This window comes from Winogradskyella eximia (assembly GCF_003386165.1).
GTDB lineage: Bacteria > Bacteroidota > Bacteroidia > Flavobacteriales > Flavobacteriaceae > Winogradskyella > Winogradskyella eximia.
In genome coordinates this window covers 85,101-111,386 of sequence record NZ_QRDV01000002.1, presented here as the reverse complement: position 1 = coordinate 111,386, position 26,286 = coordinate 85,101, and the positions used below count along the sequence as shown (strand labels likewise).

Sequence of the window (26,286 nt, the reverse complement as noted above, 5' to 3'; positions counted from 1 at the left end):
TATTACTCGTAACGTAAAGCTGTAATTGGATCTAAAGCCGATGCTTTTCTTGCTGGATACCACCCAAAAAAGATACCGGTTACTGCACATACCGCAAAAGAAATAACGATAGAATATAGTGCAACACTTGTAGGCCAATTTAAGAATTTCTCAATAAAAACGGTGGCTCCTAATCCTAAGATGACTCCAAGTACACCTCCTGTTATACTTATTAAAATAGCTTCAATTAAAAATTGCATTAAAATATCAGCTCCTTTGGCACCAACTGCCATACGCAAACCAATCTCTTTAGTACGTTCTTTTACCGAAACATACATAATGTTCATAATACCAATACCTCCAATCAATAATGAAATACTTGCTACAGCCACTAATAGAATCGTTAACATTTCACTGGTTGAACTAAACGTTGAAATTAATTCTTCCATAGATCGCACATGAAAATCATCGTCTTCGGTATCCATTAGTTTATGTTGCTCACGTAAAATTTGGGACACTTCTAAAACAGCATTTGGAGCTTCTTCTTCACTAACTGCAGATGCCATAATCTGATTTAAATGTGTAATAGCTAAAATACGTTTCTGCACTGTGGTGTATGGAGCGATAACAACATCGTCTTGATCTTGTCCAAAGGTGTTTTCTCCTTTTTCTTCTAATACTCCAATCACTTTGAATGGAATATTGTTGAAACGAATCATTTGTCCGACCGGTTCTTCACCATCAGGAAATACATTATCTACAACGGTTTGACCAATTAAAGCCACTTTTGCGGCCGTTTGGACTTCGGCATCGGTAAACATACTTCCGCTTTGTAAATCGACCACTTTAATATTTAAGTACTCCGGATTTACGCCGTAGATAGAAGACGGCCAGTTGTTAGATCCGTTGATAACTTGACCTTTACCTTCTACTACTGGTGTACTATAACTTAATAATGTTGCTTGTTTTTTAATGGCTTTATAATCACTTAATGTAAGTGACTCCATAACACTAGCTTCTTGTCTTACGCCTCCTCGCGTATCTGCTCCTGCTTTAACAGTAATCATATTAGAACCCATTGCTGAAATGGTAGTACGAATACTTTCTTTAGACCCTTCGCCTATAGCCAACATAGCGATAACCGATGCCACACCAATGATGATACCTAACATGGTTAACAACGTTCTTGTTTTATTAAGAACGATGGCTTTAGTTGCGATTTTAAATAAATTTAATAGTCTCATCTGTTTATATTTATTAATTTTTTAAGGTCAAATGGAATGCCACAATTACATGTAAGTACCTATTGGAATTTTGATATGGCATTTCATAATTAATCATCTTGTTTAGGTAATTTGGCTAATTCGTTTGCTGCAGATTGCACATTATGATTGTTATAATCTTGCATTACTTCTCCATCTTTTAATACAATAGTTCTGCTGCTAAATGTTGCAATATCAGGTTCGTGCGTTACAAACGTGATGGTAATACCTTGCTTGTTTAATTCTTGAAATAAGGACATAATCTCGTACGAGGTACGTGTATCTAAGTTTCCTGTGGCTTCATCTGCTAATATCATCACTGGATTATTCACTAAAGATCTCGCAATGGCTACACGCTGTTGTTGTCCACCAGAAAGCTGTGACGGTGTATGATGCAAACGTTCACCTAAACCTACTTTTTCTAAGGCTTCAATAGCACGTTTTCTACGTTCTTCTGTAGATACTTTACTATTGTATAACAAGGGTAATTCTACATTTTCAATAGCGGATGTTCTTGCTAACAAATTATAGGATTGAAAAATGAACCCAATCTTTTCGTTTCTGATGGTTGCTAATTCATTTCTGCTGAGGTCTTTTACACGTACACCATCAATTTCATAAGTTCCAGAAGTGGGTTGGTCTAAGCACCCTAAGATGTTGAGCATGGTACTTTTACCCGATCCACTCGATCCCATGATGGTCACAAATTCTCCTTCTTTAATATCAAACGAAATACCTCTTAGCGCATGTACCGTTTCGGTGCCCATGGTAAACTCTCGTTTTAAATCTTCAATTTTTATGATTGCTTTGCTCATGATTCTTTATTTTTTCTTACCTCCTGGACGTTGTGGCATAAAAGGACTTTCGCTTTTAGCTGCCGTACTCGCTTCTGATTTTGCTACCTCTTTTAAACTGTAAACGAGTTGATCACCTTTAGATATTCCGCTAACGATCTGTACATTTACACCATCACTAGCTCCAAGAGTTACAGTTTTCGGTGTTATGGCTCCATTGCTTTCTAATACCCAAAGTGTCGTTTCTTCTTTAGATTGTTGACTAGTACTGCCCTCTAACTGGTGTTGTTGATTATATGCAGCTAGTATTTCTCTTTCAGGTTTAAAATTGATGGCTTTGGCTTCTGCCGTTAATACATCACTTAATTCTAAAGTGTAAATAGAGATGGTTGCTGTTAATCCTGGTTTTAGTTTTAAGTCTGGATTATGTGCCTTAATGACAACGGTATATGTTACAACATTTGAAGTAACCGTTGGATCTAAACGCACTTGTGTTACTTCACCTTCAAAGGTCTCTCCTAGGTAGGCATCTACTGTAAATTCTACACGTTGTCCTTCTATTACTTGCCCGATATCAGCTTCATCCACATCTGCTTCCACTTGCATTTCTTTTAAGTCTTGTGCAATGGTAAATAAGGTTGGTGTGCTTAAACTTGCTGCTACGGTTTGCCCTTCGTCAATGGCTCTAGACAATACCACACCATCTATAGGCGAGTAAATATTAGCATATTCTAAATTTGTTCTGGCCTGTTGCAAATCAGAATAACGCTGTGTTACTGTTCCTTTCGCGGTTTGATAATTATAGTTGGCATCATCAAAATCGGATTTACTAATCACCTGATTGTCAAACAATGTTTTTTGTCTGTCGTAAATCGTTTTCATGTAGTTTCTTTGGCTTATGGCATTATCATAAGCTGCTTGTGCTTGAGTTTTAGCGGCATTAAGATTGGTTTTATCCAATTCTGCAATGAGCTGTCCTTCGGTAACCACACTGTTATAGTCTACATATATTTTTTCTACAACACCAGATACTTGTGTCCCAACTTCCACTTGTGTAATTGGTTCAATGGTTCCGGTTGCAGTAACCATTGTGGTGACGTCTGCTTTTTTTGCCACTATTGTTTTAGCTTCGATAACCATAGCATCGTCACCCTTTAAGAAAGTGTAGCTTGCAAAGGCAATTACTAGAACTGCAATACTGGTTATGATTATAGTTTTCTTATTTTTTTTCATGATGATTTTTATTAAAGTTTAATAGTGTTTCCTTGATAAAATTGTAATAATTGATGATATAGAATGCTTAAATATTTAGCTTGTAAATAGTTTTGTTGCGCATTGGTAAATGTGTTTTGACTTATCACTAAATCAGTAGTGCTTAAACCTCCTAATTCGTATTTCTTTTGTGCTAGTTTATAGGATTGTTCTGCCGCTGTTTGAGATGCTTCTGCTGCGATAAGCTGTTCTTGTGCAGACACTGCATTTTGATAAGCGGTTTCTACTTTTTTATACACTTCTTTTTCTGTCAGTTGCTGATTGATTTGTGCTTTTTCAATATTAATCTGTGCCGATTGTACTGCTGCTTTTGTTTGGTTTCTGTTAAAAATTGGAATGTTTAAAGACAGTCCGACACGTTGATTAAAATTCACATTAAACTGATCTGAGAAGTTATTATCATTGACACTTGTGTATCCAGATCCCAAACTACTCACTAGCGATAAACTTGGTAAGTACGCTCCTTTAGCAATGTCTAAATCTTTTTCACTGACCTCTACTCCTATCTTACTCGCATTAACTTCAGGTAGAATACCTAATGCCTTATTGTATATCGCTATTTTATCGAGTTCTAGTGTAATATAGTCTACATCGTTACTTAATGTTTCAATTTCTATATCTTGAGTAGGGTTTAACTCTAGTAATTGTTTTAACGCTATAATGTATTGTTGATAGGTATTTTTAGCTGTAATAATCGCATATTTATTGGTGGCTGCTTGACTCTGCGCTTCTGTGTAATCGCTTAAAGCAATTGTCCCAGCATCTAATCTTGCTTTAGCTCGCTCTACTTCTTTTTCTGAAGCACTTAAATTGTTTTCTGCTATTGTAATGCCTTCTTTAGCGTATAAAATTTGCAAATAGTTTTCTAGAATACTTACTATGATATTATTTTTAGTTTCTTCTTCTAAAAAGACACTTTGATTCAGTAATAATTCGTTTTGAGCAATTTGATTATTAATCTGATTCCCTTGAAACAAGGTTACAGAACTATTAAGACTCACATTAGTACTGTAAATTTGATCCGTAACATAATCGCTTGTAATTGGATCAATAGAATTCCCATTAGAAAATGTTTCAGAGGCTGTACCGTAGAGGTTTGGTAATCTAGATGATTTTGCCTTACTGAATTCTACAGCCGCTTGATCGTAATTTAAGGCTGCATCTTTTATGGTGATATTGTTTTCTAACGCATACTGAAGACAGTCTTCTAAAGTCCAAAGTTTAGATGTTTCAGCATTGCTCTCTTGTGATAAGATCACTTGAGTAGTTAGTAGCGTTATGATTATAAAAAAACGTTTCATTTTTGAGTGTATTTAATTTTACACTACAAAGATGAAACGCTATCCTATCTTAATATAACGCAATAGACGTTTGCCCTAATTCACTATATGAATTGTGGTATTCTATCGATGAGAAATTATTGATACTTTCGTTTTTGAAACCATAAATCGGATAATGAAATATTAAGACTAATGGTATTCACATATTCTTCAATAAGAATGCTATCTGTGGTTCCTTTTTTACTGAGCATATATGATACATTTAATTTAGAACGTTTACCCACTGGCAAACCTAAACCAAAAGTTGCAGCATAAGTATCTATATTGGTATCATCTACTTTTAGATAACCAGAGTTATAATTTAAGCCCATTCTATAATCTATACGTTTCCAGTATTTTTTACTCGAAGGATTAATAGTATAAGAGGCACCTAAACCATAAATATCTTGATCGGTATAACTTCCAATAGCATCAGATTGGTTTGTGGTAGACCAAAAGCTTTTATTATAATCTGCTGTTAAGAGTAGATTTTTAATCTTTGTGCTGTAGCCAAAACCCAGTTTTAAGGGTAAATAAAAATTATCGATTCTTTCGTCTTCGGTTTCTTCAAGTATAGAATACGCACCATTTGAATATTTACCAATTACAACGTCTTTTGTGCCCTTTAAAACGGTAGGAAAATCTACTGTAAATCCAAAGTTATGCTTCTCTAGTAATTTGTACTGTAAACCCAAACCAAGTTGTGCTCCACTATAGTAATTTTCTTCAGTAACATCGAGGTAACTGTTTGTAGTAAGTATAGATTCACTCTCCTTAATAGTTCCGAATAAATGTGATGCTTTTACACCAACATTTAGGTTGTTATTAATTTTTCTGCCATAGTCTAATCTCAGTTCATTTAATCCACCAGAACCTTGAATATTAGTTGTGAATTGCTCATTACTACCTTCAATATTACTTTGTAACCCTACCAATTCATAGCCAACGCTAGTTGCAGGCTTTAGGGTTAGTACAATACCATATTTTCCATCTATATTAAACCCAAAAGACACATTAGTAAAGTTATATACTGATTTGTTTTCACTTAAATCACCTCCAGATAAATTAGCAAACTCACCAGTACCTCCAAAGTCTAGAATAAATTCATCTGAATTTAATGTCGCAAACGACGCTGGATTGTACAGATTTATACCATAATTTCCATCTAAAGCAATCCCTGTTTTTCCAAGTCCACTATTTCTACCTGTTCCAGAATTGCTTTCTACTCCTAGACCAAAAAGTGAATACGGAGATCCTGTTAAATTATTAGATTGCGAATGTCCAAATAGCCCTAATAACGTGGCGGAAACCATAATGTATTTCAATTTATTCATATATAGCATAGGTTATTATTAGTTTGGTTTTATAATTAGAGCGCTCACTGTCGTTAAAAATTATTTTATTTATTGTTGAATTATAATCACTTGAAATTAAAATAAGGGCATCTTCAGTATCCGTAGTCTCATTTAATTTTTGATCTACAAAATCAATAACAGGAATGGTATATATTTTATCATTAAATTCTGCATCTTCACTGGTCAATAAGCCTGTAACAACATCTGTAGTATTAGTAATCTGACTCGCTAAATCATTATTTTGATCTATAGTGTAGAGTAATAATTCTTCGCTTAATGGCTGAATATCAGAATGTGAAGCCGTATTTGGCTCTATATAAAGTATGGCGTCTAAAATGGTGCCTTCAGTACTTATATCATAGATGTTTTTTAGTGTAGGAAATTCAATTTTTGTCACGTAGCCAATACCTGCTTGGTTATAACTAATGCCATCACTTGCGGAAGAACTTAAATTATACTCTTGATCTGTAATGACCTCTAATGGCAAACCAGTGACATCAGATTTTATATTATTGTAATAGCTACTTATGGATATATCATAAGTGTATTCTTCACTTTCTAATTCATCTGGAATGGTATAAAAAAATCGAAGATATGTGTCTTCACTAGCTGTAGAAAAGCCAATAATAGATCCATTATCATCAGTACCTGGCTGAATGGTTAATCCTTTTAATTTTTGATATAAAGACTCTTCATCTGTAATATTATTGTCTCTAATGTCATTAAATAATTCTTCTCCAAATGTGTAAGGTAGCTTTACAAAAAGGGAATCTTTATTAGGTGAAGGCACATAAGAATGACTCATCAATGGTGTTGTTTCATAAGCTGTCTCTGTGGTATTATAGAAATACGTATCATCAGTACTCATTTTGTTGGTTAACTTATGGATGTTAAGCGTTGCAACTTGTGTGGTGTCATTGTAATAATAAGTGTCATAGCCAAGAACTAAACCTACACTATCCAAAACAGCCTCGTTATCTAAATCATAATAATATGTATTTAGCTGCATATAAGCTGAAGAATTCACAATGCCCATATCATCATCTGCGTACTTTCCTATTAACAACCTACTGCTGTCTGATGTAGTTATAGAATCAAACTTCATGGTAGAAAATTGAACTGAAAAAGTATCTATTGATAAGACTCTAATATTAGTACTGGTGAAGTCTTCACCAGCGATAAGACTCTCTTCTGTAGTGTCTGTAGAACAAGAAATGGAAACCATTAAAATAACAATTGCCGAAAATAATTTTAGATAGGATTTAAACATTTGATTTATAGAATTTCCACAAATCAACTACCCATTTAACCTAATAAAAAGTAAAATATACCTAGACCTGCTATTTATCTACAAATAGGACAATTTATGCTATAAGAATGGTATGTAGTTTTTATAGACTAAAACACCGTGTTGGTCTACAAAAAAAGTATGTAGGTCTATTTCATAATTATAGTAAAAGTTTGAGGTAGTATGTTCGTACTCGATGAGTAAAAAAACAATACAATATTTAGCCTTTAGCCTAGCCTCTTTTGTGTCTTATGGACAAAAGATGTTTTCTACAACAGATGTAAAAGATTTGGTGGCACTAGAATATGAGATATATCCTGGAATAAGTGATGTTCAATTTAATAATAAAGCCGTAAACATAGATTTCACCTCTATATTGGACCAATCAGCTATTGGTTTTGGTGTCAATTACACCAATAGAAGTCTAGATTTTGATGACTATGAGACCTATTATAATTTCAGTGGATTTGAAGAATTACACCATCTAGAAGTTTTTGCAACCTATAAAAAAGCATTAATAAACAATTGGAACTTAGATTTAACCTTCGCTCCATATTTGTCTTCCACATTAAACGATAATATAACAAGTGAAGATTTTATATTAAGCTATTCGGTAAATTTTATAAAAAGTTGGGATAAAGAAGGTCTAAAGTCGCATATAAAATTAGGTGCTGGTTATGGTTCATTATTTGGGAAACCTAGCTTTTACCCTTTGATCTCGTACTCTAGTAACGTTAATGAAAAATTGAGATACGAAATAGGTTTTCCGCTTTCTGGAGCCTTCTATAAAATTAATACACAAAGCACTATCGATTTTACTGCACAGCCAGAATCTATTTATGCGCATAATACATCTGCACTTGATCTATATAGTGATAACCTATTGTATGATTCAAAATTAGAGTTTAAAGCACTAAAAGTATCGCTTGGTTATAAGTTTCAATTTGATAGTAATTGGTCATCCTATTTTAACGTCGGTTATTTAATGGCAAGCGAATTGAGTTTAGAACACAACGACCATACCATTTATGATTTTGATTCTAATGGATCTCTATCACTAAATATCGGAATTAGTTTAAACATAAATAATAAGTAAAATGAGAAAAATGAATAACAAATCAACCTTAAAACTGCTGTGTTTTAGTGCCATTCTTTTGGTGTTTTATAATTGTAATAATGACGACGACGATGATGACATCTTAGGTAACTGGGTAAAGAAATCTAGTTTTAATGAAGAAGCTCGTAGTGGATCCTCAGCTTTTACTATTGGTAATATTGGATATATGGGAACTGGTTATGATGGTGACGATTATTACAAAGATTTTTGGAGCTATAACATGGATACCAACTCTTGGCAACAATTATCAGATTTACCAGGAGTTGCAAGAAGTTCTGCCGTGACTTTTGTTATAAATAACGAAGGTTATATGGGTACAGGTTACAATGGAGATACTAACGACGAACTATCTGATTTTTACAAGTACAATGCGTCTACCAATAGTTGGACACAAATTGCAGATTTTGGTGGTTCAGCAAGATACGGAACCGTTGGTTTTGGTTCTGATGCAGCTGGTTACGTAGGTACAGGTTATGATGGTAGTGATAAAAAAGATTTCTGGAAATACGATCCAACTTCTGATTCTTGGAGTGAAATTTATGGCTTTGGAGGTGACAAAAGAAAAGATGGCGTCACATTTACAATTGGTTCTGATGTTTATTTAGGAACAGGTATCAGTAACGGTGTTTATGAAGAAGATTTTTGGGTATTTAACTTAGACACTGAAACTTGGACAGAACTAGAAGATATTGACACAGATGATGATGATTACGTAAAAAGATCTAATGCAGTCGCATTTACAATAAACGGCAAAGGCTACATTGTTTGTGGTGATTATGGCGGAAGTACAAATACCGTATATGAATACACTCCTTTGAGTGAAGAATGGGTAGAACGTACAGAATTTGAACTTTATGCTAGAAGAGATGCTATTGCTTTTGGTAATGGAGAGCGTGCTTTTGTAGCCTTAGGAAGAAATGGAACATTGTACTTGGATGACAATATGGAATTCTTCCCTACACAAGCTCAAGATGATGACGACAATTAAAATATTAAGATTTGTTTAGATTGATTGATTATTGATTGATGGGTTATTAATTTGAATAGACACCTAGTTAATAACCAACCCTAGAGTCAGGATATTATAGATATCCTTTATAATTCCTGGCTCTTTTTTAAAACAAAACATGATGAAAAAAAAAGATACTTACCTCTCAGTTTTTTTTATAATTGCTATGCTCACCATTCTATTTTTTTATGTTCAAAACATAAAAACGGAAGAGATTGAATTAGCTACAACGGAATATGCATTGCAGATTAAAGAAAAGGATAGTTTTTGGATTTACGAAATCTATACGAATGATGAATTATTTATTCGTCAAGAATATATTCCTGCAGTAAAAGGAAAACAGGTTTTCAAAACCAAAACAGATGCCGAAAAAATAGGAAAACTTGTGGTTAGCAAACTTTCACAAAACTTAGTCCCTGTAATTAGCCAAAAGGATCTTAATAGTCATCATATATATTTTGAAAAAATCTAATTTGCACCATTAAAAATTGAAATTTGATAAAGCAAATCTCTTATAAAGAACTCACAGTACATATTATAGTATGGATATGTATTAGTATATTTCCGTTACTTACTGCTTACATTGATTTAGGTAAAATCCCTACAGACTTATACTTTAGGCAGGCAATGCGTCCTATTCTATTTTATGCCAATTACCTTGTTTTTGTTCCATACTTTTTATTGAGACGAAAATTATTTTTATACATCGTAATTTCTATTGCTTTTTTAGTGCTCTATAATTATGTCAGTGAAGAGTTAGTTGCAAACACTGTAGTTAATGAATTTAGGAGAATACATAGACCTTTGAATATGCCAGCAGGTCCTTTTGGAATACGACATGCTATTCCTATTGTGTTTTCTTTAACTGTATTTCTATTAGGTGGTATATTTAGTTTAGTCGTTGACTTTTACAAAAGAGATCGAGAGTCTAAAATAATGGAAAATGAGCAAAAAGAAATTAAACTACAATTTTTAAGAAATCAACTCAATCCTCACTTTTTATTCAATTCCTTAAATAGTATTTATTCTTTGGTAAGAAGCAAATCTAATGATGCTCCAGAAGCTGTAATTACATTATCAGAATTGATGCGATACATGCTTTACGAAGCTGGCACAGAACAAGTACCTTTAGAAAAGGAAATCAATTACATAAAAAACTACATCGCTTTACAACGTTTAAGACTAAAAAATTCTGAGGCTGTTAAACTTAACATAAAAGGTGAAACAAGAAACTTAAAAATATATCCTTTATTACTAATTTCCTTTATTGAAAATGCGTTTAAGTACGGAACAGACTATCAAGGAAATACCCACATTGATATAAAAATTGAAGTTCTAGACCACAAATTGATTCTTAAAGTAGAAAATATCATTGGCTTATATAGACGAGACGAAAAAAATTCGGGAGTAGGTTTACCTAATATCAAAAACCAATTGATTCATTTATATAATAAGAATCATGATTTAATTATAGAAGAAGATAAATCTAACTATAAAGTTAATTTAACCATAAATTTAAAGGATAATGAAGTGCATAATAATTGATGATGAGCCTTTAGCAATTGACATTATAGAATCTTATTGCCAAGCCTTAACCAAAGTTGAAGTCATAAAGACATTTACAAACGCTATTGAAGCTTTAGATTTTATAAATAACAACCCAATAGATTTGGTGTTTTCAGACATTGAAATGCCAAATATTTCGGGAATTGAACTGATAAAATCATTAGAAGGAAAACAACCACATTTTATCTTTACAACGGCTTATCCAGAATATGCTTTAGAAGGTTTTGATTTAAATGCCATAGATTATTTAGTGAAGCCTATTCCTTTTCCACGCTTCTTAAAAGCTGTTAATCGTGTGAAAGAAATGATAAGATTAAGCTCTATTAATACATCCTTTAATGTTTCGTCTGCGGCAGGTGAATCCTCTCCTCATGAAGATGAGTTCATTTTTGTAAAATCTGAATATGAAAATTTAAAAATAGATATCAAAAAAATAAAGCACATTCAGGGATTAAAAGACTATTTAAAGATACATTCAGAAGACTCTAAACCCATTCTAACATTAATGAGCTTTAAAGAAATGCAGGCAAAATTACCAGAAAATACATTTGTGAGAGTGCATCGTTCTTTTGTCGTTAATGTTAATAAAATATCTTCCATTCAAAAAAATAGAATTATTATTAAAGACGAAAGAATACCCATAGGAGAAAGCTACAAATCCATGGTATATAGCAGATTAAACATATAGACTCACTCTTATTCTATTACCTATTTCTTAATTTCTTTCATCATTTCAACTTTTAGCTATTGAAATGTTAATCTCATTATGTACATATTGTTTTCTAGTTTGGAAATAGCATATTGTAAAGATATTTCACCTAATTATTATTCTAGTAAGATGGAGTAAATTAGTAAAAAGCGCATTTAAATTTTCTCAACTATTATAAAGCAACTCAGTTTAAAATTAGGCAAGAGAATCCTAATAAAAATGCCACTTTATTTGCTATACTTTTTTGTATAATGAGTATCTTTGTTAGACTAGATATTTCTATATAAATCATAGCTTTCCATCTCTTAAAATGAAAAACTACAAACCCAAAAATAGACTAACTCCAAAAGCTTACATCGATGGTATATTAGATGGTGATAGAGTGATTCTTTCTAGAGCTATTACTATTATTGAAAGCAATTTAGAGAGTGATAAAATATTAGCTAAAGAAATCGTTCAAGAAATATTGCCCAATTCAGGTAATTCCATTCGTATTGGTATTACAGGAGTTCCTGGAGTCGGCAAAAGTACGTTTATAGAAGTCTTTGGGTTGCATTTAGTAAAAAAAGGGCATAAAGTCGCCATTTTATCCATAGACCCAACAAGTCAGCGCTCAAGAGGAAGTATTTTAGGTGATAAAACGAGAATGGAAGAGTTAGCTGTTTTACAAGAAGCATACATTAGACCTTCGGCCTCTGGAGATACTTTAGGAGGTGTTTCTAATAAAACAGGTGAAACCATGTTGCTTTGTGAAGCTGCAGGTTACGATGTTATTTTAATTGAAACTGTTGGTGTCGGGCAATCTGAAACTGCTGTACATGGAATGACAGATTTCTTTTTATTATTAATGCTTGCTGGTGCTGGAGATGAATTACAAGGTATTAAAAAAGGCATCATGGAAATGGCAGATATGGTTGTCATTAATAAAGCTGATGGTGATAATATTACCATGAGTAAATTAGCCAAAAGACAATACCAAAATGCCTTGCATATTTTTCCTGCAGCTGAGTCTGGTTGGAGTCCTGTGGTAAGCACAGCTTCAGCTATAAAGAATATTGGTATAGCTAAGGTTTGGGACGAGATTTTGAAATTTAAAACATTAGTAGATAACAATGGTTATTTCATAAAAAACAGAAAACATCAACAAATAAAATGGATGTATAATAATATCAATGAAGAATTAAAACAGCTATTTTATAATTCAAAGGATATTAAAAAGGAACTTTCTATTTTAGAAAAGGATGTTATTGCTTCTGAAATATCACCCGTTAAAGCAGCACAGCAAATTATAGAAAAGTTCAAAAAATCGTTTTAACCAAACACCGTTCAAAATGAAATTTGAAAATTATTTTGACCAACAGTTTGAATTACGATATTTTGAAATGAATAAATTAGGTTTAGCTACACCTACAATTATGCTAGGCTTATTAGAAGAAACAGCTGCCGACCATTGCTACTCAATTGACCATAGTCTATTTGATCTTTTAAAAATGAATGTTGGTTGGGTTTTAGTTTCTGGCGTTTTGCAAATGGACCGCTATCCTAGTTATAAAGAGAAAATTACCATTAGAACGTGGCTATCAAACTACTCCTCTATTAAAGGCTACAGAGAAAATATTATTTTTGATGAAAACCAAAATATAATAGGTAGAGCTAAAGGCTTATGGGTATTCTTCGATATAGAAAAAAGAAGACCAATTCCTATTTTTAATACCATTAAAGAACAATGGTCCTTTTTCAATACTGCTTCAATCAATCATGATATTAAGAAAAAGATTAATGCGATAGATTCTGCTGATTATATTAAACAATTTAGAGTTAACCGATTTGATACAGACATGAATAAACATGTCAATAATATTAGATATTTACAATGGGTTATAGAATCTATACCAGAAGATATTGTAGATCATTATTATTTACAAACCATAGACGGTCGTTTTATTTCTGAAGCCCAATATGGAGATACCGTTTTGTCATTAACAAAAGAATTATCATCTACACATACTTTTGGGCATACCATAAAAGTTGAAAACAGCAATAAGATATGCGCAACAGCACACACACATTGGAAAAAATATTAAACAGTATTAGTTAAAATATAAAAAAGCCCAAACATTATAATGCTCAGGCTTTTTCTGCTATTAATCAGAACTTATTCTTGTTCTAAATATTTTTCCATAATAGTAATGGCTGCTTCTGAAATTACAGTTCCAGGACCAAAAATAGCGACTACTTTTCTTTCTAATAAGTAATCATAATCTTGTGCCGGAATAACTCCACCTGCAAAAACCATAATATCTGGTCGGCCTAATTTCTCTAATTCACCAATTAACTGAGGAATTAACGTTTTGTGTCCAGCCGCTAAACTTGATGCACCAACAAAGTGTACATCATTTTCTATAGCTTGTTTGGCTACTTCTTCTGGTGTTTGAAACAAACCTCCCATATCAACATCAAAACCTAAATCAGCAAAACTAGACGCTACAACTTTTGCGCCTCTATCATGCCCATCCTGACCCATTTTTGCAACCATAACTCTTGGACGACGTCCTTCAATTTCTGCAAATTTATCAGTCATTTTTAACGCTTTTGCAAACGTACTATCGTTATCAACTTCTTTTCCGTACACTCCACTTATTAATTTAGTATCCGCTTTATGTCTTCCAAAATGAACTTCTAAAGCATCTGAAATTTCACCTAATGTAGCAAAATTTTCAGCCGCTTCAACAGCTAATTCCAATAAATTACCTTCACCTCCACCAGCACAATTTTCTAAGGCTTTTAAATTAGCAGCAACCAATTCTGAATTACGCTCAGCCTTCATTTTATTTAAACGCGCTATTTGAGAATCTCTAACAACGGTATTATCAACTTCTAAAATTTCAATATTTGATTTTTCAGTTGTTTTAAACTTGTTCACGCCAACAAGAATATCTTGACCAGAATCTAAACGTGCTTGTTTACGAGCAGAAGCCTCTTCAATACGTAATTTAGGAACTCCTGTTTCAATAGCTTTTGCCATACCACCAAGTTCTTCAACTTCTTCAATTAACTTCCAAGCTTTCTTAGCGATTTCTTGTGTTAAATATTCCACATAATAAGAACCAGCCCAAGGATCAACAGATTTTGTCATCTGTGTTTCATCTTGGATAAAGATTTGTGTATTACGAGCAATACGCGCAGAGAAATCTGTTGGTAAAGCAATAGCTTCATCCAACGCATTCGTATGTAAAGATTGTGTACCACCTAAAGTGGCTGCCATAGCTTCTATACAAGTTCTGGCAACATTATTAAAAGGATCTTGCTCACTTAAACTCCAACCAGAGGTTTGACTATGCGTACGCAATGCCATAGATTTTGGATTTGTTGGGTTAAATGATTTTATGATTTTTGCCCAAAGCATACGCGCAGCACGCATTTTAGCAATTTCCATAAAGTGATTCATTCCTACTGCCCAGAAAAACGATAAACGCGGTGCGAATTCATCAATTTTTAAACCAGATTTTAATCCGGTTCTAATGTATTCCATACCATCGGCTAACGTGTATGCTAATTCAATATCAGCCGTTGCACCAGCTTCTTGCATGTGGTAACCGCTAATAGAAATGGAATTAAACTTCGGCATATTTTTAGTGGTATAATCAAAAATATCACCAATAATTTTCATAGAAGGTAATGGTGGATAAATGTACGTATTACGCACCATAAATTCTTTTAGAATATCATTCTGAATAGTTCCAGAAAGTTGATCTAAAGCCACACCTTGTTTTTTTGCAGCAGCAATATAAAAGGCCATAATTGGTAATACCGCTCCATTCATAGTCATAGAAACCGACATTTTATCTAATGGAATTTGATCGAACAAAATTTCCATATCTAAAATAGAATCTATCGCTACACCTGCTTTACCAACATCTCCCGTTACACGTGGATGATCGGAATCATAACCTCTATGCGTAGCCAAATCGAATGCTACTGACAGCCCTTTTTGTCCTGCTGCTAAATTTCTTCTGTAAAAAGCATTTGATTCTTCTGCTGTTGAAAAACCTGCATATTGTCTAATAGTCCATGGACGCATCGCATACATGGCGCTGTAAGGTCCTCTTAAAAAGGGAGGAACACCTGCAGAGAAACTTAAATGTTCTGCAGTTGCAATATCGTCTTTTGTAAAATGTTTTTTAACAGGAATTCCCTCAGGAGTATTCCAAACATCTTTATTCTCTTTAATTGCAGCAGTATGTTTTACAGCTGAATTTAATTTTATATCTGAAAAATCTGGTTGCATAGTTCTTAAGATTTTAAGTTGTTTTGGACTTTTTTCTGAATAGCTGAAAGTGTCACAAGAACATCTGATCTCATATTTACAACACCGTCTAAACCAGCTTCAGTTAATTCATCCATATTTTTTGGAGCACCTGCCAACAATAATACTTTATCAGTATTGAGAGCTCTAAATGTTTTTATAAAGTCCACAGCTGTTTCATCGTAATCTTCATCAGAACTACAAATGACAACCACATGAGAATCTGATTTCGCACTTTCTTTAGCGGCTAATTCTGCACTTTTAAAGCTTTCTTCTTGGTGAACATCAAAACCACTGACGCCAATAAAGTCATAAGCAAAAGCTGCTCTAGCTTTACGCATCGTTAAATTTCCGTAACTTACTAATTGTACTATTGGACGCACATTAGTATCTGCTACTAATTCTTCAGTAAATCGTCGCATTGCTTCAATTTCTAAAGATGCTCTTCTTGGTGTTAATACTTTTGAATTAGAAGCACCACCTACAGAAAGTAGACTAGCATCAACAGTTTCCATTAAGTTAGGATACTTATTAATACCTACCATTGGAGTTCTACGTTGACTTATTAATTTTAGTTTTTGCAAACGAATTTCAGCAATTTGTTGTTGAATTGTTTCGTTTTCAAATGCTTTATAAAATCCTCCTGCCGCTTCAATAGCTTTGAACAACTCTAAAGCTTTTTCTGCAATCTTAGAACTAACTTCTTCAATATAATAAGAACCATCCACCGGATTAGACACTTTACCAAAATAAGATTCTTCTCTTAAAATGGTTGTAATGTTACCTGCAATTCGGCTTGAAAAATCTGAAGCACTTTTAAATTCTTTATCGTAAGGATCAATTAAAACACCGTCAACATTACCTAATATGGCAGACATAGCTTCTGTGGTACAACGCAACAAATTGGTTTCTGCATCTGTAATTGATTTACTCCAAATAGAGGTTTTAGCTGTAATGGTATTAGAAAATTCTGAGACTCCATATTTAGCAGCAACTTCAGCTAATAAATTATTAAATGCTCTAAACTTTCCTATTTCAACAAAATACTCTAATCCAATAGCTAGAAGAAAGTTTAAGTTGTTAAATATATCTTGAACGGCAACACCTTTTGCCTTTAGTTTTTCAGTTAAAAACACTAATGAATTTAATGTGTAAGCAATTTCTTGTACTTGATTAGCACCTGAATCTAGATACTCAGTCCCTGAAATGGTGAGAGCTTTAAAATTAGGAAAATCAGCAGTTAACGATACTAATTCTGCAGCAATCTCAATTTGACTGTCATCAAAAGAACCTGTTGTAACATAGTTAGAAATAATACCTGTATTAATATAGCCTTTAAGATCTTTTCCTTTAGCAAAGGCTACCAAATCTTTAGTAAATGCTGTGGCATTATTATAGACATCAAAAGAAACTGTAATTTGGTTTAAATCGATACCTTTTAAAAGCTCTGCAACTGGCACTGTATCTATTAATTGAAAAATGATACCATTAATACCTTCTTCAATCGCTTTTTTTGCAAGATCATTTCCAGTTTCTCCACAACACACAGAAACCTTACGGTAATTCACTAAACCTTGAGAATTTTCACCTGTATTCTTAAGCTGTGTAATTTTACTTTCACTATTGTAACAAGGCTGTATATTGATACCGCTGAGGTTTTTCCAAACTAATTTTTTATCAAAGTCAGCGCCTTTTAAATCGGCTGTCACTCTTTCCATCCACTGCTCAGTTGAAACTGGTGGAAATTCTGAAAAAAGTGGTTTGTTTTTATTATTCATAATAATTACTATTATTCAAATTTATTTTATCATTAAACTACTTCCAAATCTTTCAAAAATAGCTTTATCTAATTCTTCTCTACTATCAGGATGTGCAATATCTCTTAACGATTGTGCGCGTTCTTTTAAGCTTCTACCAAACAATTCAGCAATACCATATTCAGTCGCTACATATCTGGCATGTGCTCTAGTAGTAACTACACCTGCTCCTGGTTTTAGCGAAGGTACAATTTTAGACACTCCTTTCAAAGTTGTAGATGTAATGGCAATGATAGGCTTACCTCCTTTTGATAAAGCTGCACCACGCATAAAGTCCATTTGACCACCAACACCAGAAAACATTCTTGTACCTATAGAATCTGCACAAACCTGACCTGTAAAATCAATTTCTATAGCAGAATTGATAGCAGTTACTTTAGGATTTTGACGAATAATAGACGTGTCATTGACATAAGCAATATCATTCATTTCAATTTCTGGATTATCATCCATAAAATCATACAAACGACGTGTTCCCATAGCAAAACCAGAAATAATTTTATAAGGATTTACTTTTTTCTGAGAACCATTAACAATTCCTTTTTCTACTAAATCTACAATACCTTCAGAGAACATTTCTGTATGCACTCCTAAGTTTTTATGATTTGTTAGATATGTTAAAACGGCATTAGGAATACCTCCAATACCCATTTGAAGCGTTGCTCCATCTTCTATAATCCCAGCGATATTTTTACCAATGGCTTGTTCTTGTGCAGAAGGTGCTACAAATTTCATTTCATGAATATCTTCATCTACTAAAACACAAGCATGAAATTTATTTAAATGCACCAATGCATCGCCAAAAGTACGTGGCATCTTAGGATTGATCTGAGCTATAATTTTTTTACCTCTTTCAATACCAGAAATTACAATATCTACAGAAACACCTAAGGAACAGAAACCGTGCTTATCTGGTGGTGATACATTAACTAAAACCACATCTAAATCCATATACCCTTCACGGAACAAACTAGGAATATCACTTAAGAAAATAGGAATATAATCCACAGTATTACCTACCATTTTTCTAACATTTCCTCCTATAAAGAAAGCTTTGGTATGAAAGCTCTCCCGTAGATCGGGATTTGTATAACCACTTTCACCTTCGGTGTGTAAATGAACTATTTCAACATTTCTTAATTCTGGAGCTCTTGCCACCATAGCTCTCACTAATGTTTGTGGTGTAGCAGAACCACCTTGAATTAATACGCGATCTCCTGATTCTATTAGTTTAACAGCATCATTGGCTGTCATTATATTTGGTATTTTCATAATGTAAAATTTAGTGTTTTATATCTTTCAACTAATGGTTAAAATGTTATCCTAAGAAACTTAAAATAATACCTGCAGCAATTGCAGAACCAATAACACCAGAAACATTAGGTGCCATGGCATGCATTAATAAAAAGTTAGATGGGTCTGATTTTAAACCTTCGTGGTGTACTACTCTTGCGCTATCTGGAACTGCTGAAACTCCTGCGGCTCCAATTAATGGATTTATTTTATTATCGCCTTTTAAGAATAGATTCATAAATTTAGCAAATAACAATCCTCCACAAGTTGCAATCACAAATGAGATGGCACCAAGACCAAATATTAACATAGAATCTTTAGTGATAAAGATATCGGCTTGAGTTGATGCACCAACAGTAACACCTAATAAAATAGTTACTATGTCAATTAATTTAGTTCTTGCTGTATCTGCTAAACGTTCTGTTCTTCCAGATTCTTTTAATAAGTTTCCAAAGAATAACATCCCTAATAATGGTAACGCACTTGGCGAAATAAATAAGGTTAAGATTAAAGCCACTACAGGGAAAATCATTTTTTCTTTCTGAGTTACCGCTCTTGGTGGTTTCATTTTAATCTTTCTGTCTTTCTTAGATATTAATAAACGCATTAATGGTGGTTGAATAACAGGTACTAATGCCATATAAGAATATGCTGCAATAGCAATTGGTCCAATTAAGTTTTTAACGGTGGTACCATCTTCAAGTATGTTGATACCATTTGCTAATTTAGAGGATAAGAATATGGCTGTTGGCCCATCTGCTCCACCTATAATACCAATAGCTCCAGCTTCTGGTAAGTTAAATCCTAAATACAGAGCTCCCAAAAATGTAGCGAACACTCCAATTTGTGCTGCACCTCCTAAAAGCATTAATTTTGGATTTGCTATTAGCGATGAAAAATCGGTCATAGCTCCAATACCTAAGAAAATAAGCGGTGGATAAACCCCTTTTACAACTCCAAAATAGAGATAGTTTAATACCGATCCTGTTTCATAAATACCCGTTTGATTTCCAGCTACAAAAGGAATATTTCCTAAAATAACACCTGTACCAATTGGGATTAGTAATAAAGGTTCGTAATCGTATTTAATACCTAGATATATAAAAACGATACCTATGATTATCATAATAACATTTCCAGAAGAGGAATTTGCAAATCCTGTGTAACTGTAAAACGTTTTTATGCCATCAACGGCTTTATCGATAATACTCTCTTCTTCTGCAACATCAACTTGTGCTGTTGATACAGAAGAATTAGTAGTGGCTATATTTGCGCCTAAACCAAGTACTGGTCTAATAAAAACAAGCAATGAGATGGCACTAAATATTATAATTAGTTTCTTCATTTTAAAATTTTAAATAATGATTAATTTTCTTTATTGAATCACATCAATTTGGATATTATTATTCTAGTTCTATCAATAAAGCATCTTGCAACACTTGTTGTCCTACTGCAACTTGAATAGATGCAACAACTCCAGATTTTTCTGCGATGATATTATTTTCCATTTTCATCGCTTCAAGAACTAATAATAAATCGTTTTCCTTTATAGTATCTCCAACCTTTACGTTAAGAGATAATATGGTACCTGGTATAGGTGCTACAATTTTAGTTTTTGTAGATTTAGGTGTGACTTGTAAAGGTGCAGCTGGTTGTTTTGAAGCCGAACGAACTAACGTCGGTGTTTTCGTTTTTTTAATGTCTTTTTGCATTATAACTTCATAGGAAGTTCCATTGACCTCTAAATTGATCACATTGTCATCATGTGATTTTATATTAACGGTATACCCGTTTTCGTTGACTTTGAATTTATAACTTTTCATGTCTCTTTATTTATTGTTTTTTATGGTCACATGCTGTTCGCTATTAATCATTTCCTTGCGTGATGACATTTTGAACAAGCCTGTTTTCATATTTTATAATCTATTTTGAATTCCGTATATCTTAGAACTCCAAGGTGAATATGTTTTTTTGACCTGCTTAATGGTTAAAATGCCACTTTCTATATCATGCTGTTCACTTAAGTACATATGAACCGAAGCACCAATTACAGCAGAAATTTCTCCTGTAAAACCACTATCTGTTTTCACCTTAATTTCGCTTATTTTTTTGTCTTTACCTTTTGTAATAATTTTATAGACATAAAGCATAATTGGTAATCCGTAGTTAAAGAAAAGCGCAAGTATCACCAAAGCACTAAAAACAATTAATAATCCGGTGATAAGTATAACGTATCCTTCACTAATAGGATCTGTATATAATAGTATCTGTGTCATTATAATGGAATGTTTGAGTGTTTTTTTGGTGGATTTACATCCTTTTTATTTTGAAGCAATTCTAATGCTCTAATGATTCTGAAACGTGTATTTCTCGGTTCAATTACATCATCAATAAATCCATATTTTGCTGCTTGGTAAGGATTCGCAAAACGCTCTGTATATTCATCTTCTTTTTTATCGATGTATTCTTGTTTTTCATCAGCATCTTCAATTTTTCTAATATTAGATCCTTCTAAAACTTCAACAGCTCCCTTCGCTCCCATTACTGCTATTTCTGCCGTTGGCCATGCATAGTTTAAATCTCCTCTTAATTGTTTACAGCTCATTACATCATGCGCTCCACCATAAGATTTACGTAGTGTAATTGTTACTTTAGGCACTGTAGCTTCGCCATAAGCAAATAATAATTTAGCACCATGTAAAATGATTCCACCGTATTCTTGACCAGTTCCTGGTAAGAAACCTGGGACATCAACAAGTGTTACAATTGGAATATTGAAGGCATCACAAAAACGAACAAATCTTGCCGCTTTTCTAGAAGCATCAATATCTAAAACACCTGCATAAAACTTAGGCTGATTAGCTACAATACCAATAGGTCGTCCATTGAATCTGGCAAAACCTACGCAAATATTTCTAGCATAGTTTCTATGTACTTCTGTAAACTCACCATTATCTGCAAGAATTGAAATAACATCAACAATATCATAAGGTTGATTTGGATTTTCTGGAATAATCTCATTTAATGCATCCTCTAATCTGTCGATAGGATCATTACATGGAAGTATTGGTGCTTCTTCTAAATTATTAGAAGGCATATAACTTAATATCTTACGAATCAACAATAAGTTTTCTTCATCATTTTCAGCTAAAAAGTGAGATACACCAGAACGTGTTGAGTGTATTTTAGCACCACCTAGTTGTTCTGCTGTTACAATTTCACCTGTTACAGATTTCACAACCTTAGGACCAGTAACAAACATGTAACTTGTTTCTTCGGTCATTATCGTAAAGTCTGTTAATGCTGGTGAATATACTGCACCACCTGCACAAGGTCCTAAAATGGAAGAGATTTGAGGAATAACACCTGAAGCCATAATGTTACGTTGAAAAATCTCTGCATAACCTGCTAAAGATCTTACACCTTCTTGAATACGTGCTCCACCTGAATCATTTAATCCTATTAACGGAACACCAATCTTCATTGCCATATCCATTACCTTACAAATTTTTAAGGCGTAAGTCTCAGATAATGAGCCTCCAAAAACCGTAAAATCTTGTGCAAATAAATAGACGACTCTTCCGTCAATTGTTCCGTGACCTGTAACAACACCATCTGATAGGTATATTTGTTTGTCTAATCCAAACGATTTTGTTCTATGCGTTACGAACATGTCAAATTCTTCAAAACTATCGTCGTCTAAAAGAATATCGATACGCTCACGAGCTGTTAATTTACCTTTAGCATGTTGAGAATCTATACGTTTTTCTCCTCCTCCCAACTTCGCTTTTGCTCTTTTTTCTATGAGCTCATTAATTTTATCTTGATTTGCCATAATTTTCTTTACTTATCTATTATATGATATCAATTTATTTTGGTTTTGAACAGAGTTCTGTAAGTACACCTAAGGTTGATTTTGGATGTAAGAATCCAATTTCTAAACCTTCAGCTCCTTTTCTTGATGTTTTATCAATTAAAGTAACACCTCGTTCTTCTGCTGTTTTTAAAGCTTCTGTAGTGTTATCTACTGCAAATGCTATATGATGTATGCCTTGTCCTTTTTTTGCGATAAATTTTCCTATTGGTCCATCTGGCGAGGTACTTTCTAATAATTCAATTTTTGTGTTACCTACCAAAAAAAAGGCTGTCTTCACTTTTTGATCGACAACCTCCTCTATAGAATAGCATTTCATCCCTAATACCTGTTCATAGTATTTAATGGCTTCATCTAAATTTTCTACTGCAATTCCTAAATGCTCTATGTGTGATATATTCATAATTAAGTTGATTAATTTTCTACAAATTTAGTTTAGGACTGTTTTTTATTTTATGATAGAAATCATATTCTGAGAGACTATATTTACTCACTTTCTCTATATCGCTAGGTGTAAAGCTTGCTGTTTACCGAAATCAGTAGCGTACAAGAGATTCGAGATTTAATAAGCATATTGACAACCGAAAGACGATTTATGAACTCTTCATTTTTGAGGTATATAAATTATGAATATATCAAAATATACACCTCTATTTTGATAATTACAAAATCAAAACAGATTCATTTTATCGTAGTAACATTATTTTATCTCAAAAAATCATTGGCAAGTAAAATATACCTTAATACACTGAAAGTATTTATGAATTATGCTACAGAAACTAGGACTGTAAATCCAAAGGGTATTAAAGAATGATTTATTTTAGAGGTATTATAATTTGTTTTTAAACATAGACCCTAGAAAAAAGAAAAGCCTTATGATTAAATCATAAAGCCTCACTAAAATTGCTATTAATTAGGGTATTTGGGTTTAGCAATCAATATTTTCAGTCATTAATGTTTCTATGTCGTTTTGATTGAGTTTAGGATTAGCTCCTTCCCTACTCGCCACAATAGCTCCAACAGCACATGCAAAATCGATAGCGGTTTGTGGAGCTTCTCCTTTAAGTAACTTATCCGTTAAAGCGGCTAAAAAAGAATCACCAGAGCCTACAGTATCTACAACATTAACTTTATACCCTTTATTATAATAAAAGGTGTCATTATAAAACAGCATAGCTCCTTTTGAACCTAATGTTACACAAATTGATTTTGTATTAGTCTGCTGAGCTATAAATTTAATACCATCTTTTATAGATTCTGTTTCAAAATTCATAGCCTTAACTATATCCATAATTTCATCATCATTAAACTTAATAAAATCCGCAGACTCCATTAAGTGATTTAAAACTTCCTTGGTGTAATATGGAGCTCTAAGATTAACGTCAAAAATCTTATAAGGAGCAATTTCTAAAAGGGAATAAAGCGTCTGTTTAGTATTATGATCTCTTGCACTCAAACTTCCATATATAAAAACATCTGAAGCTAAAGTAACAGCCTTAGCGTTTTTTGTCAATTGAATACGATCCCAAGCTCTTGGGTAATTTATAGTGTAAGATGCTGAACCTTCTTCATTTAATATAACGGCGACTTCACCTGTTTTTAATTCAGAATCCATTTGAATATTATCAACAGCAACTCCATTTTCTTTTATGAAAGTAAAAATACCTTCTCCATCTGAATCTTCACCTATTCTAGTGATAATAGATACATTATTCTCTAATGATTGCAACCGTAAAGCTACATTTAAAGGTGCTCCTCCAATCTTTTTTCGGTTAGGAAATACATCCCATAATACTTCTCCAAAGCAAACTATGTTTTTCATTTAAATTTCATTTAAAACATTACTATTGATATCCTTTACCGATTTTTCAATGCCATTGTGGACAATATTTTGATATGCATTGGTGTACGCATCAACAAACATTTTATCGTTTTTAAGTTTTCCAAAAATAGATTCTATTTCTAAGAACGCTTCTGGATTCTTTCTTGATGCAATGGCTTTTTCGTTTAAAACCGTTTCCATAGCATCTTTAATAATAAGTTGGGTTCCAAATTCGTTAACACCAACGCTATAAATTGCAAAAGCAGCGATTATAAAAGCCGCATGATCTATGGATCCTTTATTTACCAATTGCGTATAAATGGTAGGTAAAATAAATATTGGAATTTTAGCAGAACTCTGAGAACAGATTCTATCAATTTGGTCTTTAATATAAGTATTACCAAACCTTTGTATTAATGAAAATTTATAGTTTTTTAAATTGACACCTTCTAAATCTCCTAAGGTTGGTGTGACTTCATTACCCATATAAATCCTTAAAAACGAACTAATATCGCCATTGCTTGCAGCTTCATCTATAGTAGAATAACCATATAATGCGCCAAGAATACCTAGTACAGAATGTCCTGCATTTAGTAAACTTAATTTCATTTTTTCATACGGAACGACATCTTCTACAAACTGTACACCAACAGTTTCCCAAGCTGGTCTTCCTGCAATGAAATCATCTTCAATAACCCATTGTTTAAAAGGTTCACAAACTACAGGCCAAGCATCATCTATACCAGATGTTTCTTTTAATATTTCGATATCTAATGGTGATGTTGATGGTGTAATTCTATCTACCATAGCATTTGGAAAAGACACGTTTGCGTCTATCCATGTTATCAATTCTGGCTCAGCAACTTGCACATAGCTTAAAAGCATCTTTTTAGCAAAATGACCATTGCCTTGAATATTATCGCAAGATTGAATAGTACAACCTTTTAAACCACGTACTTTTCTAAGTTTTAAAGCTTGCGTTAAATAACCGAAAATTGTTTTTGGTTCATGCGGATTTTCTAAATCGTGTTGAATTAATGGATTCTTAAAATTAAAAGTTCCAGTAGCTTCATCATAATTATAACCACCTTCTGTAATGGTTAAGGATATAATTTTAACTTCTGAACTTGCCATTTTTTCAATCACCTTTAAAGGATTCTCAGGCGCATAGAGACACTCGACAATAGAACCTATTACACGTTTTGTTAGTGTACCATCTAATTCTTTAACCATTAAAGTATATAAGCCATCTTGTTCTTTTAAAGTATTATATATTTTAGTGTCAAAATCTAATAAAGCCACTCCACAAATTCCCCAATCTGTAACCGAAGAATCGTGTAACAATTGGTCTGTATAAAGTGCTTCATGAGCTCTGTGAAATCCACCGATACCAATATGTACAATACCCGTTTTGAGTTGGCTTCTATCGTAAGTTGGACAAGAAATTATTTTAGAAATTTCTCCTAAACTCTTTTGATTAAGTTTGATGTTATGTTCCATGATA

23 protein-coding genes are annotated in these 26,286 nt (G+C 33.1%); 7 read left to right on the top strand and 16 right to left on the bottom strand.

The genetic code is table 11. From position 1 onward, the window contains the following. Positions 1 to 2: 2 nt before the first annotated feature. From DFQ10_RS06210 to DFQ10_RS06185, 6 genes are all read right to left on the bottom strand, one after another. Positions 3 to 1,223, bottom strand: a complete 1,221-nt coding sequence (locus tag DFQ10_RS06210; RefSeq protein WP_115816541.1) for an ABC transporter permease — start codon at positions 1,221 to 1,223, stop codon at positions 3 to 5. 89 nt (positions 1,224 to 1,312) lie between these two features. Continuing rightward, positions 1,313 to 2,056, bottom strand: coding sequence for an ABC transporter ATP-binding protein (locus tag DFQ10_RS06205; RefSeq protein ID WP_115816540.1), 744 nt, complete (start codon positions 2,054 to 2,056; stop codon positions 1,313 to 1,315). 6 nt (positions 2,057 to 2,062) lie between these two features. After that, positions 2,063 to 3,268, bottom strand: coding sequence for an efflux RND transporter periplasmic adaptor subunit (locus tag DFQ10_RS06200; protein ID WP_115816539.1), 1,206 nt, complete (start codon positions 3,266 to 3,268; stop codon positions 2,063 to 2,065). Positions 3,269 to 3,279: 11 nt separating this feature from the next. Next, positions 3,280 to 4,608 carry a TolC family protein gene (locus DFQ10_RS06195; RefSeq protein WP_115816538.1) on the bottom strand — a complete coding sequence of 443 codons (1,329 nt, stop codon included), beginning with the start codon at positions 4,606 to 4,608 and terminating at the stop codon, positions 3,280 to 3,282. Positions 4,609 to 4,724: 116 nt separating this feature from the next. Beyond that, on the bottom strand, positions 4,725 to 5,960 hold the full coding sequence (locus DFQ10_RS06190; RefSeq protein WP_115816537.1) for a PorV/PorQ family protein: 1,236 nt from the start codon (positions 5,958 to 5,960) through the stop codon (positions 4,725 to 4,727). After that, positions 5,953 to 7,251: a DUF4270 family protein gene (locus tag DFQ10_RS06185; RefSeq protein ID WP_115816536.1), complete on the bottom strand. Its 1,299-nt coding sequence runs from the start codon at positions 7,249 to 7,251 to the stop codon at positions 5,953 to 5,955. The genes DFQ10_RS06190 and DFQ10_RS06185 overlap by 8 nt, the downstream gene beginning before the upstream one ends. A 214-nt stretch (positions 7,252 to 7,465) precedes the next feature. Between DFQ10_RS06185 and DFQ10_RS06180 the strand changes: the two genes are divergently transcribed. From DFQ10_RS06180 to DFQ10_RS06150, 7 genes are all read left to right on the top strand, one after another. Then, on the top strand, positions 7,466 to 8,365 hold the full coding sequence (locus DFQ10_RS06180; RefSeq protein WP_115816535.1) for a hypothetical protein: 900 nt from the start codon (positions 7,466 to 7,468) through the stop codon (positions 8,363 to 8,365). 10 nt (positions 8,366 to 8,375) lie between these two features. Beyond that, a complete protein-coding gene (locus tag DFQ10_RS06175; RefSeq protein ID WP_181897592.1) occupies positions 8,376 to 9,374 on the top strand; it encodes a Kelch repeat-containing protein in 999 nt (332 codons plus the stop codon). 139 nt (positions 9,375 to 9,513) lie between these two features. Next, positions 9,514 to 9,867: a DUF4907 domain-containing protein gene (locus tag DFQ10_RS06170; protein WP_115816533.1), complete on the top strand. Its 354-nt coding sequence runs from the start codon at positions 9,514 to 9,516 to the stop codon at positions 9,865 to 9,867. Positions 9,868 to 9,890: 23 nt separating this feature from the next. After that, positions 9,891 to 10,940, top strand: coding sequence for a sensor histidine kinase (locus DFQ10_RS06165; protein WP_115816532.1), 1,050 nt, complete (start codon positions 9,891 to 9,893; stop codon positions 10,938 to 10,940). Beyond that, a complete protein-coding gene (locus tag DFQ10_RS06160; protein WP_115816531.1) occupies positions 10,921 to 11,649 on the top strand; it encodes a LytR/AlgR family response regulator transcription factor in 729 nt (242 codons plus the stop codon). The genes DFQ10_RS06165 and DFQ10_RS06160 overlap by 20 nt, the downstream gene beginning before the upstream one ends. Positions 11,650 to 11,980: 331 nt before the next feature. Continuing rightward, the gene (gene meaB / locus DFQ10_RS06155) at positions 11,981 to 12,985 is read left to right on the top strand and encodes a methylmalonyl Co-A mutase-associated GTPase MeaB (protein ID WP_115816530.1); all 1,005 of its coding nucleotides are present in this window, start codon (positions 11,981 to 11,983) and stop codon (positions 12,983 to 12,985) included. Between the two features lie 16 nt (positions 12,986 to 13,001). Beyond that, positions 13,002 to 13,754, top strand: a complete 753-nt coding sequence (locus tag DFQ10_RS06150) for an acyl-[acyl-carrier-protein] thioesterase (protein ID WP_115816529.1) — start codon at positions 13,002 to 13,004, stop codon at positions 13,752 to 13,754. A gap of 71 nt (positions 13,755 to 13,825) precedes the next feature. Here DFQ10_RS06150 and scpA read toward each other — a convergent pair whose 3' ends face one another. The 10 genes from scpA to DFQ10_RS06100 form a co-directional block, all read right to left on the bottom strand. Then, positions 13,826 to 15,958, bottom strand: a complete 2,133-nt coding sequence (gene scpA, locus DFQ10_RS06145; RefSeq protein ID WP_115816528.1) for a methylmalonyl-CoA mutase — start codon at positions 15,956 to 15,958, stop codon at positions 13,826 to 13,828. A 5-nt stretch (positions 15,959 to 15,963) separates the two neighbouring features. Further along, positions 15,964 to 17,754: a methylmalonyl-CoA mutase family protein gene (locus DFQ10_RS06140; RefSeq protein ID WP_115816527.1), complete on the bottom strand. Its 1,791-nt coding sequence runs from the start codon at positions 17,752 to 17,754 to the stop codon at positions 15,964 to 15,966. Positions 17,755 to 17,775: 21 nt separating this feature from the next. Then, positions 17,776 to 19,065 carry an acetyl-CoA hydrolase/transferase family protein gene (locus tag DFQ10_RS06135; protein WP_115816526.1) on the bottom strand — a complete coding sequence of 430 codons (1,290 nt, stop codon included), beginning with the start codon at positions 19,063 to 19,065 and terminating at the stop codon, positions 17,776 to 17,778. 46 nt (positions 19,066 to 19,111) lie between these two features. Beyond that, a complete protein-coding gene (locus DFQ10_RS06130; RefSeq protein WP_115816525.1) occupies positions 19,112 to 20,431 on the bottom strand; it encodes a sodium ion-translocating decarboxylase subunit beta in 1,320 nt (439 codons plus the stop codon). A gap of 58 nt (positions 20,432 to 20,489) precedes the next feature. Further along, a complete protein-coding gene (locus DFQ10_RS06125) occupies positions 20,490 to 20,909 on the bottom strand; it encodes a biotin/lipoyl-containing protein (protein WP_115816524.1) in 420 nt (139 codons plus the stop codon). Positions 20,910 to 21,002: 93 nt separating this feature from the next. Next, complete coding sequence (locus tag DFQ10_RS06120) at positions 21,003 to 21,362, bottom strand: OadG family protein (RefSeq protein WP_115816523.1); 360 nt, start codon at positions 21,360 to 21,362, stop codon at positions 21,003 to 21,005. Beyond that, the gene (locus DFQ10_RS06115) at positions 21,362 to 22,921 is read right to left on the bottom strand and encodes an acyl-CoA carboxylase subunit beta (protein WP_115816522.1); all 1,560 of its coding nucleotides are present in this window, start codon (positions 22,919 to 22,921) and stop codon (positions 21,362 to 21,364) included. Before DFQ10_RS06115 ends, DFQ10_RS06120 begins: the two co-directional genes overlap by 1 nt. 34 nt (positions 22,922 to 22,955) lie before the next feature. After that, on the bottom strand, positions 22,956 to 23,363 hold the full coding sequence (mce, locus tag DFQ10_RS06110) for a methylmalonyl-CoA epimerase (protein ID WP_115816521.1): 408 nt from the start codon (positions 23,361 to 23,363) through the stop codon (positions 22,956 to 22,958). A gap of 525 nt (positions 23,364 to 23,888) precedes the next feature. Beyond that, positions 23,889 to 24,782, bottom strand: coding sequence for a carbohydrate kinase family protein (locus DFQ10_RS06105; RefSeq protein ID WP_115816520.1), 894 nt, complete (start codon positions 24,780 to 24,782; stop codon positions 23,889 to 23,891). Further along, positions 24,783 to 26,282, bottom strand: a complete 1,500-nt coding sequence (locus tag DFQ10_RS06100) for a mannitol dehydrogenase family protein (RefSeq protein ID WP_115816519.1) — start codon at positions 26,280 to 26,282, stop codon at positions 24,783 to 24,785. It abuts the gene before it with no gap. Positions 26,283 to 26,286: the final 4 nt, after the last annotated feature.

Excerpts from the sequence above, each read along its gene's own strand:
- DFQ10_RS06210 (WP_115816541.1), bottom strand. The coding sequence starts at position 1,223 with ATGAGACTATTAAATTTATTTAAAATCGCAACTAAAGCCATCGTTCTT.
- DFQ10_RS06205 (WP_115816540.1), bottom strand. The coding sequence starts at position 2,056 with ATGAGCAAAGCAATCATAAAAATTGAAGATTTAAAACGAGAGTTTACC.
- DFQ10_RS06200 (WP_115816539.1), bottom strand. The coding sequence starts at position 3,268 with ATGAAAAAAAATAAGAAAACTATAATCATAACCAGTATTGCAGTTCTA.
- DFQ10_RS06195 (WP_115816538.1), bottom strand. The coding sequence starts at position 4,608 with ATGAAACGTTTTTTTATAATCATAACGCTACTAACTACTCAAGTGATC.
- DFQ10_RS06190 (WP_115816537.1), bottom strand. The coding sequence starts at position 5,960 with ATGAATAAATTGAAATACATTATGGTTTCCGCCACGTTATTAGGGCTA.
- DFQ10_RS06185 (WP_115816536.1), bottom strand. The coding sequence starts at position 7,251 with ATGTTTAAATCCTATCTAAAATTATTTTCGGCAATTGTTATTTTAATG.
- DFQ10_RS06180 (WP_115816535.1), top strand. The coding sequence starts at position 7,466 with ATGAGTAAAAAAACAATACAATATTTAGCCTTTAGCCTAGCCTCTTTT.
- DFQ10_RS06175 (WP_181897592.1), top strand. The coding sequence starts at position 8,376 with ATGAATAACAAATCAACCTTAAAACTGCTGTGTTTTAGTGCCATTCTT.
- DFQ10_RS06170 (WP_115816533.1), top strand. The coding sequence starts at position 9,514 with ATGATGAAAAAAAAAGATACTTACCTCTCAGTTTTTTTTATAATTGCT.
- DFQ10_RS06160 (WP_115816531.1), top strand. The coding sequence starts at position 10,921 with ATGAAGTGCATAATAATTGATGATGAGCCTTTAGCAATTGACATTATA.
- meaB (WP_115816530.1), top strand. The coding sequence starts at position 11,981 with ATGAAAAACTACAAACCCAAAAATAGACTAACTCCAAAAGCTTACATC.
- DFQ10_RS06150 (WP_115816529.1), top strand. The coding sequence starts at position 13,002 with ATGAAATTTGAAAATTATTTTGACCAACAGTTTGAATTACGATATTTT.
- scpA (WP_115816528.1), bottom strand. The coding sequence starts at position 15,958 with ATGCAACCAGATTTTTCAGATATAAAATTAAATTCAGCTGTAAAACAT.
- DFQ10_RS06140 (WP_115816527.1), bottom strand. The coding sequence starts at position 17,754 with ATGAATAATAAAAACAAACCACTTTTTTCAGAATTTCCACCAGTTTCA.
- DFQ10_RS06135 (WP_115816526.1), bottom strand. The coding sequence starts at position 19,065 with ATGAAAATACCAAATATAATGACAGCCAATGATGCTGTTAAACTAATA.
- DFQ10_RS06130 (WP_115816525.1), bottom strand. The coding sequence starts at position 20,431 with ATGAAGAAACTAATTATAATATTTAGTGCCATCTCATTGCTTGTTTTT.
- DFQ10_RS06125 (WP_115816524.1), bottom strand. The coding sequence starts at position 20,909 with ATGAAAAGTTATAAATTCAAAGTCAACGAAAACGGGTATACCGTTAAT.
- DFQ10_RS06120 (WP_115816523.1), bottom strand. The coding sequence starts at position 21,362 with ATGACACAGATACTATTATATACAGATCCTATTAGTGAAGGATACGTT.
- DFQ10_RS06115 (WP_115816522.1), bottom strand. The coding sequence starts at position 22,921 with ATGGCAAATCAAGATAAAATTAATGAGCTCATAGAAAAAAGAGCAAAA.
- mce (WP_115816521.1), bottom strand. The coding sequence starts at position 23,363 with ATGAATATATCACACATAGAGCATTTAGGAATTGCAGTAGAAAATTTA.
- DFQ10_RS06105 (WP_115816520.1), bottom strand. The coding sequence starts at position 24,782 with ATGAAAAACATAGTTTGCTTTGGAGAAGTATTATGGGATGTATTTCCT.
- DFQ10_RS06100 (WP_115816519.1), bottom strand. The coding sequence starts at position 26,282 with ATGGAACATAACATCAAACTTAATCAAAAGAGTTTAGGAGAAATTTCT.